This is a genomic window from Roseibium denhamense (assembly GCF_009711415.1).
GTDB lineage: Bacteria > Pseudomonadota > Alphaproteobacteria > Rhizobiales > Stappiaceae > Roseibium > Roseibium denhamense.
The window spans coordinates 20,184-38,222 of the sequence record NZ_SMLZ01000116.1; the positions used below are offsets into that span (position 1 = coordinate 20,184).

Annotated in this window: 12 protein-coding genes; 8 read left to right on the top strand and 4 right to left on the bottom strand. The window is 58.0% G+C overall.

The annotated features are described in order from the left end of the window. Window positions 1-73: 73 nt before the first annotated feature. The 3 genes from E1180_RS20065 to E1180_RS20075 all read right to left on the bottom strand — a co-directional run bounded on the left by E1180_RS20065 (window position 74) and on the right by E1180_RS20075 (window position 3,368). Complete coding sequence (locus E1180_RS20065; RefSeq protein ID WP_155194156.1) at window positions 74-379, bottom strand: hypothetical protein; 306 nt, start codon at window positions 377-379, stop codon at window positions 74-76. A gap of 241 nt (window positions 380-620) precedes the next feature. After that, window positions 621-2,252 (bottom strand): diguanylate cyclase, encoded by a 1,632-nt coding sequence (locus E1180_RS20070; RefSeq protein WP_155194165.1) that lies wholly within the window; start codon window positions 2,250-2,252, stop codon window positions 621-623. A 366-nt stretch (window positions 2,253-2,618) separates the two neighbouring features. Further along, window positions 2,619-3,368 carry a substrate-binding periplasmic protein gene (locus E1180_RS20075; RefSeq protein WP_196220658.1) on the bottom strand — a complete coding sequence of 250 codons (750 nt, stop codon included), beginning with the start codon at window positions 3,366-3,368 and terminating at the stop codon, window positions 2,619-2,621. Between the two features lie 413 nt (window positions 3,369-3,781). Between E1180_RS20075 and E1180_RS20080 the strand changes: the two genes are divergently transcribed. Together E1180_RS20080 and E1180_RS20085 are read left to right on the top strand one after the other, a co-directional pair. Continuing rightward, window positions 3,782-6,064, top strand: coding sequence for a methyl-accepting chemotaxis protein (locus E1180_RS20080; protein WP_155194169.1), 2,283 nt, complete (start codon window positions 3,782-3,784; stop codon window positions 6,062-6,064). Window positions 6,065-6,509: 445 nt separating this feature from the next. Beyond that, a complete protein-coding gene (locus E1180_RS20085; RefSeq protein ID WP_155194172.1) occupies window positions 6,510-6,899 on the top strand; it encodes a DUF423 domain-containing protein in 390 nt (129 codons plus the stop codon). Between the two features lie 286 nt (window positions 6,900-7,185). On the opposite strand, the gene E1180_RS22560 is transcribed toward E1180_RS20085, so the two are convergent. Beyond that, the gene (locus E1180_RS22560) at window positions 7,186-8,382 is read right to left on the bottom strand and encodes a globin-coupled sensor protein (RefSeq protein WP_155194174.1); all 1,197 of its coding nucleotides are present in this window, start codon (window positions 8,380-8,382) and stop codon (window positions 7,186-7,188) included. A gap of 315 nt (window positions 8,383-8,697) precedes the next feature. Here E1180_RS22560 and E1180_RS20095 point away from each other — a divergent pair, with 315 nt between their 5' ends. The 6 genes from E1180_RS20095 to E1180_RS20120 all read left to right on the top strand — a co-directional run bounded on the left by E1180_RS20095 (window position 8,698) and on the right by E1180_RS20120 (window position 17,931). Further along, the gene (locus E1180_RS20095) at window positions 8,698-10,959 is read left to right on the top strand and encodes a putative bifunctional diguanylate cyclase/phosphodiesterase (RefSeq protein WP_155194176.1); all 2,262 of its coding nucleotides are present in this window, start codon (window positions 8,698-8,700) and stop codon (window positions 10,957-10,959) included. 196 nt (window positions 10,960-11,155) lie between these two features. Next, window positions 11,156-12,265, top strand: coding sequence for an ATP-binding protein (locus tag E1180_RS20100; protein WP_155194178.1), 1,110 nt, complete (start codon window positions 11,156-11,158; stop codon window positions 12,263-12,265). Window positions 12,266-12,279: 14 nt separating this feature from the next. Further along, on the top strand, window positions 12,280-12,660 hold the full coding sequence (locus E1180_RS20105; protein WP_155194193.1) for a response regulator: 381 nt from the start codon (window positions 12,280-12,282) through the stop codon (window positions 12,658-12,660). Continuing rightward, window positions 12,657-14,897 (top strand): methyl-accepting chemotaxis protein, encoded by a 2,241-nt coding sequence (locus E1180_RS20110; RefSeq protein WP_155194195.1) that lies wholly within the window; start codon window positions 12,657-12,659, stop codon window positions 14,895-14,897. Before E1180_RS20105 ends, E1180_RS20110 begins: the two co-directional genes overlap by 4 nt. 221 nt (window positions 14,898-15,118) lie before the next feature. Then, window positions 15,119-15,565, top strand: a complete 447-nt coding sequence (locus tag E1180_RS20115) for a hypothetical protein (RefSeq protein ID WP_155194196.1) — start codon at window positions 15,119-15,121, stop codon at window positions 15,563-15,565. Beyond that, entirely contained in the window at window positions 15,508-17,931 is a 2,424-nt protein-coding gene (locus tag E1180_RS20120) for a sensor domain-containing protein (protein ID WP_155194197.1), read from the top strand. Before E1180_RS20115 ends, E1180_RS20120 begins: the two co-directional genes overlap by 58 nt. The last annotated feature ends 108 nt before the right edge of the window (window positions 17,932-18,039 follow it).

An 18,039-nucleotide genomic window follows, 5' to 3' on the forward strand; every position in this document is an offset into this window, starting at 1 on the left:
CCAGGAACCCATCCAAAACCTCGTCGCAGATGACGTGGCGGCTCCGGTTTTGATATGGCTGAGACTGATCTGGTCAGGCCCGCAAGTCGCGGAGGTTCTCCAACTGAGCCAGGAGGATGATCAGGTCTTCAGAAACGGCCATCAGGGCCGTGCGTTCAGCCTGCGCAGTCAGGTCCTCGATGGACGCGCCTTCGAGACGGGTGTGTACCTCTTCCAACGCATCTGCTAGCCTGGCAAGGGCCGGGTGGCCTTCAAGGCCAAGAGAGCGGCATTCGTCGATGAGGTCTTCGAGCAGAAAATCGGCCTCCACCTCATAAAGGCTGAGGCCGTCCGGGGCGGCGTGCGGCGCAGACCGGCCGGACGTGTGATGCTCTTCCATCGACTGTCACTCCAAGTTGACAGTTCAGATCTACAGCGATTGCTCAAACATGTGTATCCGCCTTTCGCGGTACGCAAAGCCTGCAGGGGTTTATCCGGCACTACTGTACGGGTCCTTGCTTTATTTTCGCACGCAAGGCCCATAAAATGGGTGCGATCTGGCCATGCGTGACGGGACAATTACGGTGTGGGTTCCCAACGATGAGGCGCTCTGCCCGTGTTTTTGCGGGTATCAATAAGCGTCAGGCACTTTTGGGTTTCAGCACCAAGACATCGTCATTGGACAGATTTTGATAGACTGTCACCCTGTTGCGTCCCGAAGCCTTGGATTGATAAAGGGCCTTGTCGGCCTGAGACAACCATGTTCTAGCGTCAATGCGCTCGGAAATGGCCGACAATCCGATGCTTACGGTAAAAGTGAGACCGGAAAGCGGTCCGGTTTCCGAAAACCTGATTGCGGCCACTGCTGTCCGCAGCCGTTCTGCAAAGACGGTCGCGTCTTCAGCGCTTGTATGCGGCAACAAAATGGCGAACTCCTCTCCACCAATTCGCCCAACAACATCGACTTTGCGAACCGTTTCCTGACACAGGGATGCAAAGGCTTTGAGGACCTCATCACCTGCTGCATGGCCCCTTGTGTCATTGATGATTTTGAACTTATCGAGATCAAGCATCAAAAACGATGCAGGGTGCGGGTGCCGGTCAAGCTCGTTCAAGAGCTGATCCAGCCGGTCGAAGAAAGCCCGTCTGTTGGCAAGCCCCGTCAAGGCGTCTTGCCGTACCAGTGCATCGAGTTGCCGGTTCGCCTGTTCAAGTTTCCCGTGAGCCAGTTTCAGACGAACTTTTGATCTCTCCTCAAAAAACATGAAGACCAGAACCAGCGCGAAGACGGAGGTGAGGCTGATTGGGATAAGATACAGCAGCGGGTCCTTGAGTCCGTTTACATAAGCTTGAGAAGCAACGAGTGTGATTGTCCACGTATTGCCGTAGAGTGCTGTTTCTATTGTTCTTTCAAAACTTGTGGGAGCGTCTGTTGCCATAAGTATGCCGGCGGAATGGTTCGAACGGCCAGATATTTCAGCGCCAATCCCGTCCTTTGCGAGCTCCTCCAAGGCTGGCTCCAGAAGCAGTTGCACCGAATACACGCCGGCGAAGTAACCCAGGATCTTTTCGTGCCGGGCCGTTTTGCTCTCCGGCACAATACCCGACTGATAGACAGGGAGCGTGATGGCAAAACCAAGCGGGGAAGCCGTGTCATCGGGACCCAAAACGATGGGAAAGAAACCAGAGGATTGCGCAACGCCTTTGTCCCGCGCATGCAGTTTTGAGGCCATACGTTCCGGCGACCATGCAAGGTCGAGGCCAAGCGTGTTGATCTCGTTATCACCCGGATAGCGTGCGCTCATCAGATAAACAGGGACATGCTCAGCTCTGCTTTGGGCCATGACAGGCGTGCCTGTATCTGACGGTTCCCAGAGCTGAAAATTCGGGAGACCGTTTTCGCGTGCCTTGCGTTCAAACTCTGCTCGATCCGACGCCTTGACGATGGGTTGCCATTCCATGATCAAGAGACCAGGGTCGGCCTCAAAGTAATGATCTGTCAGAGCATTAAATTGCGAATAAGTGACATCGCGCATATAGGTAATCAAGCCAGAGGCCGCGTGCAGGTTTTCGACCGAGAAACGCAGAATTTCAGCTGTTCTGTTTGCTAATTCCGATGCGCGGGTTTCCAACTCAAGGTTTACCCGCGCTTCCCTTTCGCCATCGATGAACCTGAACGACAGAACCATTAAAACCACATATACGATGGTCAGACCGAGGGCTGCCTTTTTAAGTTTTGATGCGTTTAAGGCAGTTCGGTTCAGGTTATCCATCAGTCATGGTCCGCAAGCACTCAGTCACAATCCGAACCAATCAGAGCCATGATTTGTTGAAACATTCGTTAAATTGAAATTTTGGTCGAACAGGCTTTTGTCACAAGTTTTGCGGATATTCCGTCCGCACTTGGTCCCGCTTGTCAGCCGCTCCAAGTTGGCAAGCTCGTTTGTATCCAAGTCAACTGGCAGGCGACGGTTGGCAGTTTTAGAAATGGCGAGGTCTTCTTCAAGACTGATCCGGATGTGTAGTCTCATTTATTCCGTTGCGTGCCATGTGTTTACTACACGCCCTGAAACACAATCATCATCGTATCTTGCGACACGGGACCTTCAGAGGGCGCCTTCACCGGGTAGAGCGTCCTTTCACTGTGTTGCGATCGGCGACTTGTCCGGTGGCGGGGTGATCCGGTATTTAAGGAGCGCTTCTTGAAGGCTGCCGTCCGTCTTCATGTCTTGCAGGCTATCGCGCAGCCTGCGAACGACCACCGGGTCGCTACCATTTGACATGGCCGCGGCGACATCAAATTCGGCCACATCTTCGCCAATCCGGAACCGCGCCGGGTCCATTCCCTCCGCGCGCATGGCATTCACAGTGAGAGACCGCGCGGAGATAATCGCATCAACGCGGCCGGCCTCCAGCATGCGAACTAGGGCCGTGTTGTCGGGTGCGGCCACGACGTTTGGCAAGGCCAACCGCTCTGCAAGCCGTTCGATGGCCGAATTTCTGAGAACGGCTACGGTTGCGCCGGATTTCAGGCCCGCCAAATCCATGGCGGGAGATGAGGTGAGCGAATAAATGCTGACGGTCTCACGCGCAATGGTTCCAAGCCAGGTGAATTGATCTTCCCGCCCCGGTGTCCGCGCAACAGGCGCGATGATCGTGTTCGGCGCGTGTTGCGTCAGCATCTGAGCCCGGATCCGCGGGACGGGCGTCACGGTCACGTTGCATCCCTGCCGGGCGGCCATTTCCCGGACAATATCCAGCGCTGCGCCGACGTTCGTCCCATGATCCAAAAACCCGTAAGGTGGCAGCTCTGGCGCCAGAAAGGCGAGGTTACAGGCTTGGGCGGATGCAGGCAGACTTACCAAACCCAAGACCAAGATCAGGGCCACGCGCCATTCTCGCGATTTTGTCATCATTTCCAGAGCGCCCCGATCGACTTTTTGTGTGCCCGCGTTGTTCCTCACACCGCATGGCAACAAGCTCTGTTCATACACCTGAAAAGCAGTACCCAGATCATTAGGTGTCTGCGCGCTTTGCCGACCGTACTCGATACGACCGTCCCGAGACGGTGAGGGCCTAAGGTTACGCCGTCTTAATCGGCCAGCATGCCTCACTTATCAGTTAATATCCTATTGGCATAACTGCCTGATCATAAAACCGGATTGGAGGTGGTGGTCGAAATGCTGAAAAATAGTGCATCTTTTCGATGAATTCTTCTTTTTGGCCTTATCTTTAGTTGTGAATTGTTAACCGTGATCGCGCACCTTTCTTCCCTAACGTCATTTTTTTGCGGAGCGGTGGCATGAAGCTGTGGGCAGCATTGAAGATAAGCCAGAAACTGAAGATTGGTTTCGGGGCTGCCGTGCTGGCGCTGGCCGGCATTGCCGGGTTCAGCATCTGGTCGTCCGTCGCGGGCGGGTCGGATTTTGCCGAGTACCGCTCGCAAGCCCGGCAAAGCGTCCTTCTAGGCGATATGACCGAAGATATTTTAAGTGCCCGCCTCCAGGTGATGAAATACCGGGCCCTGGACAACAGCGGGGCCGACGAGATTGTCAGCGCCGAGATATCGTCTTTCATTGAAGAGAAAGGCATCTTGCGGGATCTCAGCAATGACAAGGCTCTCACGTCCCGGATCGATGCCATCGCCCGTGACGCGCAGCTCTATGCAGACCGGTTTGCCGACGTTGTCACCCTTGACCAGACCCGCCACGAGATTGTGCGCTCCATGCTGGATGTCAAAGGTCCGGAGATGCGCGGTCAGTTGTCCGATGTCATGGAGACCGCTTACGAAGACAGCGATCCGGCCGCCGCGTTTTATGCAGCCCGTGTTCAGCAGCATTTGATGCTTGGCCGTCTTTACGCGCAGAAATTCCTGTTGCGCGGGGGCCCGTCGGACAAGGACAGGGCCTTAAAGGAAATCGGGATTGCCCTGACGGATGCCGAGACCCTGCTGTCAGAACTTCAAGACCCGGCACGGCGGGCGCTGACGCTGGAGGTGCAGGGCGGACTGACCGCGTACAGGGACGCGTTTTCCAAGGTCGCAACTCTGTTTGAACAGCGCCAGGCCATTTTGATCGAGGAACTGGATGCCGTCGGGCCGCGGATCCTGTCGGATGCGGACGCCCTTCTTGAAACGGCTGTCGCCGTCCAAGATACGATTGGCCCCCAGATTGCGCGGTCCTTTTCCAATCAGCCCCTGATTTTGAGCATTGCGGCTCTCTTGAGCATGCTCGCAGCGGCCGGGGCGGCGGTCTTGCTGATCCGGTCGATTGTCGGCCCGATTTCCGAGATCACATCGATCTTGAACCGGCTCAAAGACGGCCGGACCGACATGGAGATTGCCTCCGGCGGGCGCAGCGATGAAATCGGCACCATGCTGGAGGCCGCAGCCGCGCTGCGGCAGAGCGTCCGGGCGGCCTTCACCCGGTCTCAAATGATCGACCAGATGCCGACACCGCTCATGATGGCGGATGCGGGCAATGATTTCAAAATCGATTTCATGAACCCGGTGATGCTGAAAACCATGGAGCAGGTCGGCGATGAGTTGCCGGTGGCTGTCTCGGAGCTGATCGGCACCTCGATCGATGTGTTCCACAAACACCCCGAGCATCAGCGCAAGGTGCTGTCGGATCCCGAGAACCTGCCCTGGTCCGGCCGTGTGACCTATGGCGGGCGGCGATATTCTCTGATGGTGTCCGCCATCATGGACAATGAAGGCCGGTATGTGGGGCCCATGGTGGCCTGGGATGATGTGACCGAGCGGGAGCGCCTTGCTGAAACGGTTGGCGATGCGGTCAAGCGGGTGACGGCATCGGTCAGCGACGCCGGGACCTTTACCGAACGGCTGTCGATGGTTTCAACGCGGGCCCAGGAAAAATCGACGTCGGTCTCCGCCGCCGCCGAGGAGGCGACCCAGAACGTGCAGTCGGTTGCCAGCGCTGCGGAACAGCTGGCCACCTCCATCAGCGAGATCACCCATCAGGTGGCTAATTCCAGCGGCATGGCAACGGAAGCCACCAGCATCGCGGAGGAAACGAAAACCAGCGCATCTGCCTTGTCCGACAGTTCCCAGAAGATCGGCGATATCGTCGCGGTGATCTCCGAAATTGCGGAACAAACCAATCTCCTGGCGCTCAATGCAACCATCGAGGCGGCCCGGGCGGGCGATGCCGGTAGGGGGTTTGCGGTTGTTGCCAGTGAAGTGAAGGCCCTTGCAGAACAGACGGCGAAGGCAACGGTGGAGATCGGCCAGCAGATCACCTCGATGCAAAGCATCACCGACCAGTCCGTTCGCCAAATTGACACCGTCACCACGCGCATTTCTGACATTGCCGAAACACTGGCAACGGTCGCGGCGGCCGCGGAAGAGCAAGGGTCAGCAACGCAAGAGATCAGCCGCAGCGTGCAGGAGGCGGCCACGGGCACCCAGCAGGTGTCCCATGACATCACCGGGGTGCGGGATGCGAACGCGGAAACGGATGAAGCGGCCGTGCAGCTTCAGGACATCACGCACAAACTGTCCGGGATTTCCTCGGAGCTGGGCGAGGCAGCAGATCAGTTCCTCACCGACATGCGGGCGGCCTAAGCAGAGGGGCTTCTCCCCGCAGTCCGGCGGGGACATTGGCTCCGGCGCGGGCGGGCGCCCCGGCAAAAGGGCGGTACCAGCCGCGGCCCGGGCGTGTCAATGAGCCGTCCGCGGGCGGGATTCCTCTTTGTCTTCAAATGGTTTAGGCAGTGCCATAGCGGGCGTCCCTCCGGCCCCCTGGCACTCACACCCATCGCGTCAGCAGATCGGGATTCATTTTGCCGCACCCTTGAAACAAAACTGCGGCCCGGGGCCAGACGTATGATTTCCAACTGAAGATACTTCTTCCGCACATCCGCGGTGGGTCTGTGGTTGACAAGGGTATGTGGGCGATGGGGCATTGGGCTTTGGGGCAACAGCCGGGAAAAAAAGGCCTAAAAACAGCCGCTTTCTCAGGCCTTCCCGGCGCTGCCTTTGTCCAAATCCATTTGATCGAGGGGCATTCATGATCTTGGTGCTTGGCGCTTTTCTGGGGTTCTTTTCCGTGGCGTTTGGCGCTTACGCCGAACACGGATTGCGGCCTGTCATCACAGAGGAGCACTTCCGCTACTTGATGACGGCGATACGCTACAACCAGGTGAACGCAGGTGTGACCACTGCCATCGGATTGACGTTGCTCAGTGGCGTGGGCGCCGCAAAACCGCCCGCACTTCAATGGAGTGGTTGGCTGTTCATCCTGGGGACGTTGCTCTTCAGCTTCAGCATCTATCTCTCGGTCGTTCTAGATATTCGCGAGCTGACCTATCTGACGCCGGTGGGCGGGGTCACCCTCATGGCTGCCTGGACAACTCTGGCCCTTGCGGGCGTTTCGATGATGAAAAACAGACCCGCGTGACAGATTTAACCCGCCTGGACATCCCGGTTTTGGTGTCCGGGCATGGTTTGGCCGCGGTCCATCCGCACGATGGGTGCAGGTGGCGGTGGTTGCCGGGCGCGGTGCTATGCTGGTGACCGTGACAGTCGGGGCAGGGCATCGTTTCCGGAGTGCGCGGTGATCTGAAGCGCAGCTTTCAGCTTTGCGGTGACGACCCGCCGTGGGTGCATGGTTGCTGTCGGGCTGTCCTGCCATGCCTTTCGGATCGGTCGTCCAGCGGCATGTTTCCATGGCACGGATGCCGACCTCAGGCGCTCAGGTGACGGACGTCGTCGAAGAACCGGGCGATGTCGGACGCAATCGTCTCGGCGCCCGCTTCCATGTCCCGTGCTCTGGACACAAAGGCGCGGGCCGTTTCGTCCGATGCCGTGATGGCCTGCTGGACTCCCTGGATATTGCCGGCCAGTACGGATGCCCCACCTGCAACGGTCTGCACGCTTGCAGAGATTTCACCGGTCGCCGCGCCCTGTTCCTCAACCGCGGCGGCAATAGACGCGGTGACCTCATCGAGCTCCCGCACGACGGTCGCGATTGTTTCAATGGATCCGACCGCGCTTGTGGTTGCCGCCTGGATCTCGCCAATCTGTTGACTGATTTCTTCGGTCGCTCGGGACGTTTGGGTTGACAGCTCCTTCACTTCGGCTGCGACAACGGCAAATCCCTTTCCCGCTTCCCCCGCGCGGGCCGCTTCGATGGTCGCGTTGAGGGCCAGAAGGTTCGTCTGTTCGGCAATCGCCTGGATCAGGCCGATCACATCGCCGATATTCTGCGCACCACCTGCAAGGCCCTGAACATCCGTCGTGGCCGTGTCGGTTTCCGATCTGGCGGCCCCGGATACCTCAATCAGCTCGCCGGCATCCGTGGCCATGCTGCGGGCCCCGGAGCGTATGCCGTCGAGCGGCACCGCGATGATCTCTTCAAACCGGGCGATGGCAGAGTTGAGAGCCCGTGTCTTGTCGGCCTGCTCTTCCATCAGCACCGCCTGATAGGTCGACACGGCGATGTCCAGATCGAACATGGCAGCCGTGGTGACATGAGACAGGGCCCTTGCAAGTTTGCCCGGCGAAAACCGCAGTTTTCGGATCAAGGCCTCCTGCAGGTGGACCAGGACGAATTTGTAGCCCGCGATATACCATTTCGGCTCCAGCCCGATGCGGCTGTGAACGCGGCCAATCCGGTTGATGCTGTCGACATAATCCTGGTCAAACCCTTGCAGGAACAGCTTTCTCCAATGCGTTTTCTGGGCGTTCTCCAGGCGTGACTGTTGCGTGCCCACCATGTCCGCCATCTCAGGATGCTGGCGCAGGTGGGTGTAAAATGCCGCCAGGATGCTTTCGATATCCTTCTCGATCACGGGCCAGATCGCACGCAACCCCTCAACGACCCCGCCATCGATCTCCGCGAACTGCAATCTTTCCCGAATAGACGCTGACGCATGCGACATGTGATTTGCCTTTCGAATTTTCCTCTAGGGCAGAATTCCGATGGCATGTTAATAAATCGTGACATTAGCTCTGTTTCTAAATGCCCATTTCGAATGCATGCGCCTAAAATTTCGTCAAAACTTCCCTAATTTCGATAAAATCTTGATAGAATTGCAAATATTAAGTGCGACTACCTACTTGATTTCTTCCGTTTTTATGATCAGTGTCGATTAGTATTGACGGTCCTAATCATGTTTTCTTGGTATTTCTTGCAGGGTGTCAGCGGGCGATTGGGTGGAAGGACATGACGGTTGTGATTTTGGAAAGAGGCGGCCATGCAACCAAACGCTACCAATTTTGCCCCCCGGGCCGCGGACCCTGGTTCTGAGACCACGCGCCGTTGGCACATGGATGCGCTTAAGGGCATAGATGTGCTTAAGAGCGGCGGGAATTCCCATGATGGGATCCGCCAGCTCCTGAACGCGATTGACTATCATGAGGCTGGGCAACGCAGCACCAGCATCCGCCTGTTCCTGCTGGACGGGGGCACGGAGCGTTTTTTTCTGTGTGCCGACCACGCCGCTCTTTCGGATGACACCTCGCCCTCAGTTTGTTCGCGCTTTCCAGACGGTTTTTCAACTGCGGACCTTGCGAACGGCAAGACACTTCTCGGGTCCTTCCAGACGCACTTCGCAGGTGCACCGCAAGAGCGCGAGGTCCATCGGTCTTCCTGCTGCGTTCCGATCCTTGCTGATCAGAGTGTTCTTGGAGCGTTGGTGTTTTGCTGTGATGCCGGACAGGACTATCGGGGTGTCGACTTTTCGGTTCCAGAAGCGCTTGGACATCTTATCGGGCTTCACATTTCGTCCAAAGATCCTCACGGCAAGACCGGTGATGCGGCGGGTAAGGCGCCATCCTTGGATCGTTGGCAAGACCAATTGTTGTCCCTGATCGAAGACCAGACCATTTACAGCCGGACGGATCGCGCCGGCCGGATCCTGGATGCCAATGATGCGCTTGTTGCGCTCAGCGGGTACAGCCGGGAAGAGTTGGTCGGGTCCCCCCACAGTCTTTTGAATTCCGGTCACCATCCGCCGGAGTTCTGGCATGCGTTTTGGCAAAAGATTTCTTCCGGCCAGACCTGGCGAGGGGAAATCTGCAATCGCACGAAAACCGGTGACCTTTATTGGGTGGACAGTATCGTCGCGCCGCTGAAAGGCGCAGATGGGCGCATTGAAAACTACATCTCGGTCCGCTTCGATATCACGGAGCGCAAACGGGGCGAGGCGCGCATTCACCAGCTGGCCTATTTCGACACGCTCACCGGGCTTGCCAATCGGGACGGCACCCTCGATCACATCCGGTCGTGCCTGTGCGAGCCGGGCGGTGAGGACAGAGTATTCGCACTGTTTTACATCGATCTCGATCATTTCAAGGCGGTCAACGACAAGCGGGGCCACGCCATGGGGGACCGTGTCCTTGCGATTGCAGCGCAGCGCCTTCAGTCGGTGTGCCCAACAGACGTGTTTCTTGGCCGGCTTGGTGGCGACGAGTTTGCGGCATTTTGTCCAGTCAAAACAAAACAAGAGGCCCAGGCCGTTTCGGATTTGTTTCAAGCGGCGCTGTTGGAGCCGATCGATGTCTCCGGCGAGCAATTTGCCCTGGGTCTGAGTGTCGGGATCGCGCTTGCCCCTTACCACGCGCGCGAGGCGGATGCTCTGCTGAGCCGGGCAGACATGGCCATGTACCAGGCCAAGGCGACCGGGGCCGGTTCGGTGTTTTACACCCAAAGCCTTGCTGATGATCTGCATCGGCGCCAGCGCGTTTCAGACCGGTTCAAACTCGCGCTGGAATCCGACATGTTTCACCTGGTGTTTCAGCCTCAGGTCCGTCTCGAGGGTGGCAGCTTCGAGGGGTGCGAGGTCTTGATCCGGTGGCGTGACGAAGAGCTGGGCGCCGTTCCCCCGTCAGAATTCATCCCGATTGCCGAAGAACTGGGTCTGATAACCAAGCTTGGGGAATGGGTGCTGTCACAGACTTGCCGGCATATGAGTGACTGGGCCGCCAGAGGTCTTTCTGTACCCGGGCGTGTCGCCATCAATATCTCGGCGCAGGAGCTGATGTCGTCCGGGTATGTTGCAAACCTCGAAGACACCGTTGCGTCGTTTGGCTGTGACCCGAGCGCTTTTGAACTGGAAATCACCGAACACGGGCTGATGCAGGACATTCTGGCCGGCAAGGAAATTCTCAACGAACTGGAAGATCTCGGGTTCCGGATTGCGATCGATGACTTTGGCACAGGGTATTCGTCCCTGTCTTACGTGAAGCACTTTTCGGCCGACCAACTCAAGATCGACCTGTCGTTCGTCCGGGACATGATGGTCGACCCGGCCAGTAATGCGATCGTTGCGGCAACGATTGCCATGGCCGAAAAACTGGGCATGCAGAGTGTTGCAGAAGGGGTTGAAACCAAGGAACAGGCTGATGCGCTGAAGGCCATGAATTGTCCCATCGCGCAGGGGTATTACTATTCGCGGCCCCTAGACGCACAAGATTTTGAAGACACGTGGCTGATCCCGGCCAACGGGACCACCTGACGGTTCACGCTGTCCAAAGTGCCGAACTCCGCGCTCATCGTGTTTCCGGCGGTGTCTCCGAGCGTGTCGGTGAGCGCTGTCCTGGTGTCGTCCGGTTTCGCCAAAAACATCCGGTTTGCCCAAAAATGCTGCACCTCAGATTCACCTTTAATTAATCGAGGTGCCGCCACGTAAGTGCAGATAAGGGAATTTACGTATGCGGTTTGAACTTGCGGACGAAGTCTGGATGACCGCGCTGGATGCAGCGCAGATCTGCATCACGATCGCCGATGCCAAGACACCCGGACGCCCTCTCGTTTATGTCAATCCCGCGTTTTTAAAGCAGACCGGCTATTCCCTTGAGGAAGCGGTTGGCCGCAACTGCGGTTTTCTCCAGGGGCCGGACACCGATCCACACACGGTGCTTCAGCTTCGGGCAAGCCTGGAAGCTGAGATGGCCGTCTGTTTGGAGGTGTTGAATTACAAGAAGGACGGAACACCGTTTTGGAACGCGCTGTCCATTAGCCCGATCAAGACCGCCACAGGGGATCTGGTTGCTTTCGTCGGTTTTCAAACCGATGTGACGGATCGACGGGCCGCGTCTTTGGAAGAACAACACTCGGAGAAAATGGCGGCGCTTGGGCGGTTTGCCGGCGGGATCGCCCATCAGGTCAACAGCGCGTTGCAGCCGGTTGTAAGTCTTCCGGCGCTGATCGCCCCCTCTCTTCCGATGAACAAAACAGAGGAACGGGACTGGCTCGAGCTGATTGAGACGAGCGGGAAAGCTGCCCGGACCCTTCTGAAATCGGTCCTGGCGTTTTCCCGTGGCCGTGAATTCCGGGATGGAAAGCTGTTTCATCCAAACGAGGTGTTTGATCTTGCGCTGCGGCATCTGAGAACCGCGGCGCCGCCGGGCGTGCGCATAACCTCCAGTCATCGCGTCCGGGGCACTCTGGCTCTTTGTGGCGATCCGGTGGCGTTGACGAACGCGCTTGTTGAGCTTGGGCAGAATGCACTGGATGCGCTGGATGGGGCAGGGGAGGTCCGCCTCAGTCTTGAGGAGGTCGGGAATCGGGTCGAGATCTGCGTGCAGGACACGGGGCCAGGTCTGGATGCGCGTACTCGATCGCGGCTGTTTGAGCCCTTTTACACGACAAAACCGATCGGTCAGGGCACCGGTCTCGGATTGGCACTCGTGCACAGCACGGTTGAGGCCTTTTCCGGATCGATCGCCGTTGAGACCCGGTCCGGCACCGGAACCCGATTTGTGATCACGCTGCCCGTTGAACCCTTCCAAGTTCCCGTTTCAGCGGCCGCAACCGTGTAGTGGAGACCTAGTTCATGGCGCATATTCTTGTTGTTGATGATGTCGAAGGCGTGCGGAGATCAATCGCGGCCGGCTTGACACGCGCCGGCCATACGGTCGACGAAGCCGACTCTGGCGTTTCGGCGCTCTCAACGCTCAGATCCGTCAAACCGGATCTTGTTATCACGGATATGCTAATGCCCGAAATGGACGGTCTCGATCTCATCGACGAGATCAAGTCCGGTTCCGCAGGGCCCTGTCCGGTCCTTGCCATCTCCGGGGGCGGCAGTTTTGTGTCGACGGGCGATGCGCTCAAAGTTGCCGAGACGACGGCTGACGGAATTCTCGAAAAACCTTTTGACAGCACCGAACTTGACGCCGCCGTGCGCGCACTTCTCGCCGAGGTTCAAAAATGACACTGCACAGCCTGTCTATCAGTTGGAAGGTCGGCCTTGGCTTGTCCGTTCTTATCTTAGCCCTGGTTGGGCTTGCTGCGAAAGCGACCCTGACACTTTCCAAGATAGATGAAAATTTCAGCTATTATCAGCGTGCGGCGGCAGAGGCTGAGCGGGCGGTTGATCTGAAGGCGGCAACGCAGGCGTTTGTCGGTTCAGCCAAAGAGTATATCGCCCGCAACACGGAGGCGCGGTACCAGTCCGCTCAGGAGCGTTTTGAAACCGTCCATGGAAAACTCGATGCAGCTCTTGAGGTGGCGCATGGGGAGTTTGAAACTGCCGCACTTGCGGCCCAGTCCCTGCTGGGCCCCACCCGGAAAAGCTTCAGTGAGTTTGCTGTTTTCAGAAATGACCGGAACGATCTCACCGAAACTGCGCTCCCAGCACTTGCCGACCGGTTTGAAGCCCTGCTGGCGGGTTTTTCAGATCAAGGACATCAAGGCGCAGACGCTGCCCGGCTCCATCTGATGCGGGCGAAGTTTCACACCTACAGGTACTTGACGCGCTACGACGGGGCACAGCTTGAAGCCGCAGCCAAGGCCGTCGGTGACCTGAAAGATGCGTTGCAGGGACTGCCCGACAGCCCTGATCGCAGCTCTGCACTTGGCATGACCGCGGAGTTCTTAGACGCCCTCGGACACCTGACCCGAACCGTTGAGAAGGAGGCAACGGCTTCTGCCGCATTTTTCGATCAGGGCGTGCGGCCCTTGCTCGCCTCAGCGGAACGTATGGCCGACATCGCGCATGGTTATGAGCAGGAGGTTGCGACGCAGATTGCTGCGGAAAAACAGAGTGCCTTGTGGACCGTCAGCCTGGTGGTGGGCCTCGCTTTGGCGCTTGCGGGCGCCGTTACCGTTTGGCTTCGCAGCGCGGTGTCGCAGCCCATCAAGCGCATGACCGACCTCATGGGAAAAATCGCCGCCGAGGAGCTGGATGTAGAGATCCCTGGAACATTGCGCCAGGACGAGATCGGTGCGATGGCGCGTGCCTTGGAAGTGTTCGACAAGGCCGGCCAGGACCGGCGTGCCCTTCAGGAGGAACAGGCGCATTCCCGCGCGGAGGCACGAAAGCGCCAGGACGAAATCGATCAGCTGGTGGCGATGTTCGGAAAAACCGTTCAAAATGTCCTCGGTCAATTGCGCAATGCCTTTGATGGCATGGGCAAAAGTTCGACCAGCCTGGTGGCGTCAGCCGATGACAACGTGGACAATGCCGGCCGGGTCGCCTCAAGTGTTGACCGCACCGCAGACAACACCCGCGGGGCGGCGGCAGCCACCCAAGAACTTTCCTCCTCCATTGAAGAGATCAGCTCCCAAATCTCGAAGGCCCGCGACATGGCTGACAATGCTGCGGGCGTTGCCGCGGACGTGGGAGATCGGGTTGGCGATCTTGGCGGAGCGATCGACCGGATTTCCTCCGTGGTGGAGTCAATCCGGGCGATCTCGGAACAAACCAATCTTCTGGCCCTCAATGCAACCATCGAGGCTGCGCGCGCGGGCGAGGCGGGCAAGGGATTTGCGGTCGTCGCTTCGGAAGTCAAACAACTTGCCAGCCAGACCACACTCGCCACCGAGGAGGTAGCGGAGGCTGTCGCCCTGGTGCGCCAATCCAGCCACGAGGCCGTGTCGGCCACCGATCAAATCAAAGCCGCGGTCAATGCCCTGAATGAGGTGTCGCAATCCGTGGCCGCAGCAACCACGGAACAGCAGGCCGCGACGGAGGAAATCGCGCGTGCCGTGCAAATGGTCAGTCATGAAGCCGATACGATCCAGGAAGACATGAAAGCGGTTTTCGGAACAGGCCAAACAACGCGCAGCGTCGCTGGCGATGTGCGCATGGCCGCCGAACGCCTGGTCGCGGACACCAATGAATTTTCTGACGAAGTGGTCCTTTTCCTCGATGGGCTGGGTCAGAACACGGTGCGCGAGAAAATCGAGCGCAGGTCCCTGCGTGTCGATGCGAGTTTGACCGCCGACGGCCGGACCCAACCTGCCGTGATTGAGACAATGTCGCCGGCCTCGCTTGAAGTGTGCGTTCAGACCCCTCCGTCACCGGCGACCAAGCTGGAGCTCGATATCCCGGGACTGGGTCATGTCCGGGGCCGGGTTGCCGATGTTCAGGGCAACCGGGTCTTTGTGCAGTTGCCGCTCGATCGCGAGAGTGTGGAACGCACCGCAAGATATCTGAAAGTCGCTTAGAATCTTGAGGTCGGGCGGAGGACATGGTCGATCTTTTTTTGCCAGGAAACTCTAGATTACTCAGGAATATGACCGGTCACACACACTTTTGAACCCAGGCCGTATGGACGAAGTGGAAACGGATTGCCTTGAACTTGAACGATGCAAATCCTGGCGAAAGGTCCCTCTCATTCGTCCACCGGGCCTCACCTTTTTCTGATGCCGTTCAAGGATGAGAGACAGTGTCTGCGAAAAATGGAACGCGAAACCGGATTGAGGCGACGGTCCACCAGATGTTGGGGCTGGCGGATGTTTTTCAATGGCGGTCGAATGCACAGCACTATCTGACCAACGCCGAGCCGGACGCTTCCAAAGATGACCGGGCCTTGATCAACACTCACTGGGTCGGCAAACAGCTGTGGGATCTTCCGGTGACCTTGGATCAGCAACAGCAGCTGCGCAAGCGCCTTGCTGCCCACAAGCCGTTGGAACGGATGCGCTTTCGTGTTCGGCATGCGGGCCAAGAGCTGGTCGACATCGATTTGAGCGGTTTGCCGGTGTTTGCGCCCTCGGGCGCGTTTCAAGGCTATGAGGGGTCTGGCAAGTGGCCCATCGGAGACTTGTCTCCGAGATGGAAACCCGCCGGATCAAGGGGCTGGAACTTGCCGTCAACAAGCCGATTATCGTAACGGACCGCTCGGGATCGATCGAATGGGTCAGTCCTGCGTTCACGACCCTGACGGGCTATGCTCTTGAGGAGGTTGTCGGCAAAACACCGGGGTCTTTCTTGCAGTGTGCTGAAACAGATCCCGAAACCGTCCTTGAAATTGGAACGGCTGTACGGGCGGGACAGCCGATCCGCAGGCAAATCCTCAATCAGCGCAAGACGGGCGAGCAGTACTGGTTCGATGTCAGCATTCAGCCGATCGCCGGCGCAGACGGTGCATGCGAGGGGTTTGTCGCCGTTCAACCCGACGTCACGGATCTTGTTCGTGCGCGGGAACAGTTTCGCGATCTTCTGGTCAACCTTCCCGCCGGCGTGATCCACACCGATGAAACGGGGCTGGTGGTCGATTGCAATCTCGAGGCGTGCCGGATCCTGAACAAGACCCGAGAGGCTCTTTTGTCGCGGTCCCTGACAGATGCGATCGTCCGCCTTTTCAATCGTGACGGATCTGCTCTCCACTCTCGCCAGAATCCTGCTCTTCGCATCCTTAAGAATGGGGACCGGATTGAAAATGAAGTCTTCGGGATCGGCTTCGCCGATGGTCAACAGAAATTCATTCGCGTCAGCTCAGCGCCGACCTGGAATGTATTGGAGCAGCGTCAGGAACACGTTTTCAGTTTCATTGATGTGACCCAAGACGAGGAGGGACGGCAACGGCTTGAGCAAACCACGGATCTTCTGCATGAGGTTGTCGAGACCATCCCGGATGCCCTTGCAGCCTTTGATGCAGACGACCGGCTGATCCTTTTCAATGAAAACTACCTCAAGACGTATCAGGCCTCTGCCCCGGCCATAAAACTAGGGGCACGGTTTGAGGATATTCTTCGCTACGGGCTGGAGCACGGGCAATATGGGGAGGTGGGCGATCATCCCGAAGACAAGACTGCGTGGCTCTCCCGGCGTCTTGCAGCTCACACGGCGAAGACACCCCCCAAAGCCCTTCAAAAACTGGGAAATGACAGGTGGCTTCAGATCCGCGAACGCCGCAGCGCCTCGGGCACCGTGGTGGGTGCGCGCACGGATATTACCAGCTTGAAGCGGGCCGAAGAAAACGCACGTATTGCTGCGCGTACGGATTCGCTCACGGGCCTTTCAAACCGTCGGGTCCTTCTTGACGTGCTGAAGGCGCGCGCGCGACAAAAGGATCGCTGCTGTGCGCTGTTTCTGATCGATCTCGATCACTTCAAGTTCGTGAACGACACTTACGGTCACGAGGCGGGTGACACCTTGTTGTGTGCCACTGCCGAACGCCTCCGACAGCTGGCCGGGCCAGAGGATCTTTGCGTGCGTCTTGGCGGCGATGAGTTTGCCATGTTCGTGGCCTCGAGCGAACCGGCACAGGACCTCCCGGACGTTGCCGGCAGGATCATGTCCAGTCTCAATCGCCCCGTCGAGCTCTGCGGACGAACCTATCGGCCCGTGCAGTCGATTGGCGGCACCCTCATTGAAACAGAGCAGATGGATGCCGATGCGATCGTCCGGCACGCGGATGCTGCGCTATATGCCGCAAAACAGGCTGGTGGTGGGGTCTTTCGTCTTTTTGATGCTGACATCGGGCGGAGGCAAGATCGCTTCAACACCCTTGCCCAGGCCTTGAAAAGTGCGGTCGTGTCTGACGAGATCGACGTCGTGTTTCAGCCACAGGTCGATGTTGTCACGGGCAGGATCAGCGGGTTTGAGGCCCTTGCCCGATGGACACTGAACAACACGGCGATCCCACCCTTTGAATTCGTGCAGGTTGCCGAGGATACTGCTCTTGGTGAGGCTCTCGGCACAGCGATAATGACCAAAGTTCTTCATCTCGCCCGGTGCTTTTTGTTGCCACCTGGGTCCGGGGTTACCATTGCGCTCAATCTGGCGACATCACAGCTCAGATCGGCGCGTTTCTTCGAGCGTTTGACCCTGTCTCTTGAGGCAAATGGCGTTTCGCCTTGCTCTCTGGAGCTGGAAATTCCAGAAACGGTGTTGCTCGATCGACATCAAGGTGAGATCCTCAGCAACCTGCGGAAAGCCCGTAGATTGGGCATTGGCGTGGCTCTCGATGATTTCGGAACCGGGTTCGCCTCGCTGAGCCATGTTACCGAACTTCCCCTGACGGGATTGAAACTTGACAAGTCCTTTGTGCGCCGGATGAAGCGGGACCGTGGGTCCGCCGTGATTGCGGGGTCGATCATCGCAATGGCAAAGGGACTGGACCTCAGTTGCGTGGCCGAGGGGGTCGAGACTGAAGACGAACTGCACTTCCTAAGAGATCTTGGATGCACTCTTGTCCAAGGGTATTACACCGGCCGGCCTGTTCCAGCCGCGGTGGCAGCAGACCTTCTTTAAGCGGTGCCGGCCCGGGTAGATATACCAGTGTGAGGGCCTAAGCGCCTAAAGACAGCATGGCATGCTGAACCTCACGGCCTGAAAAGAGGGCAGCGTTATCATCTCCGG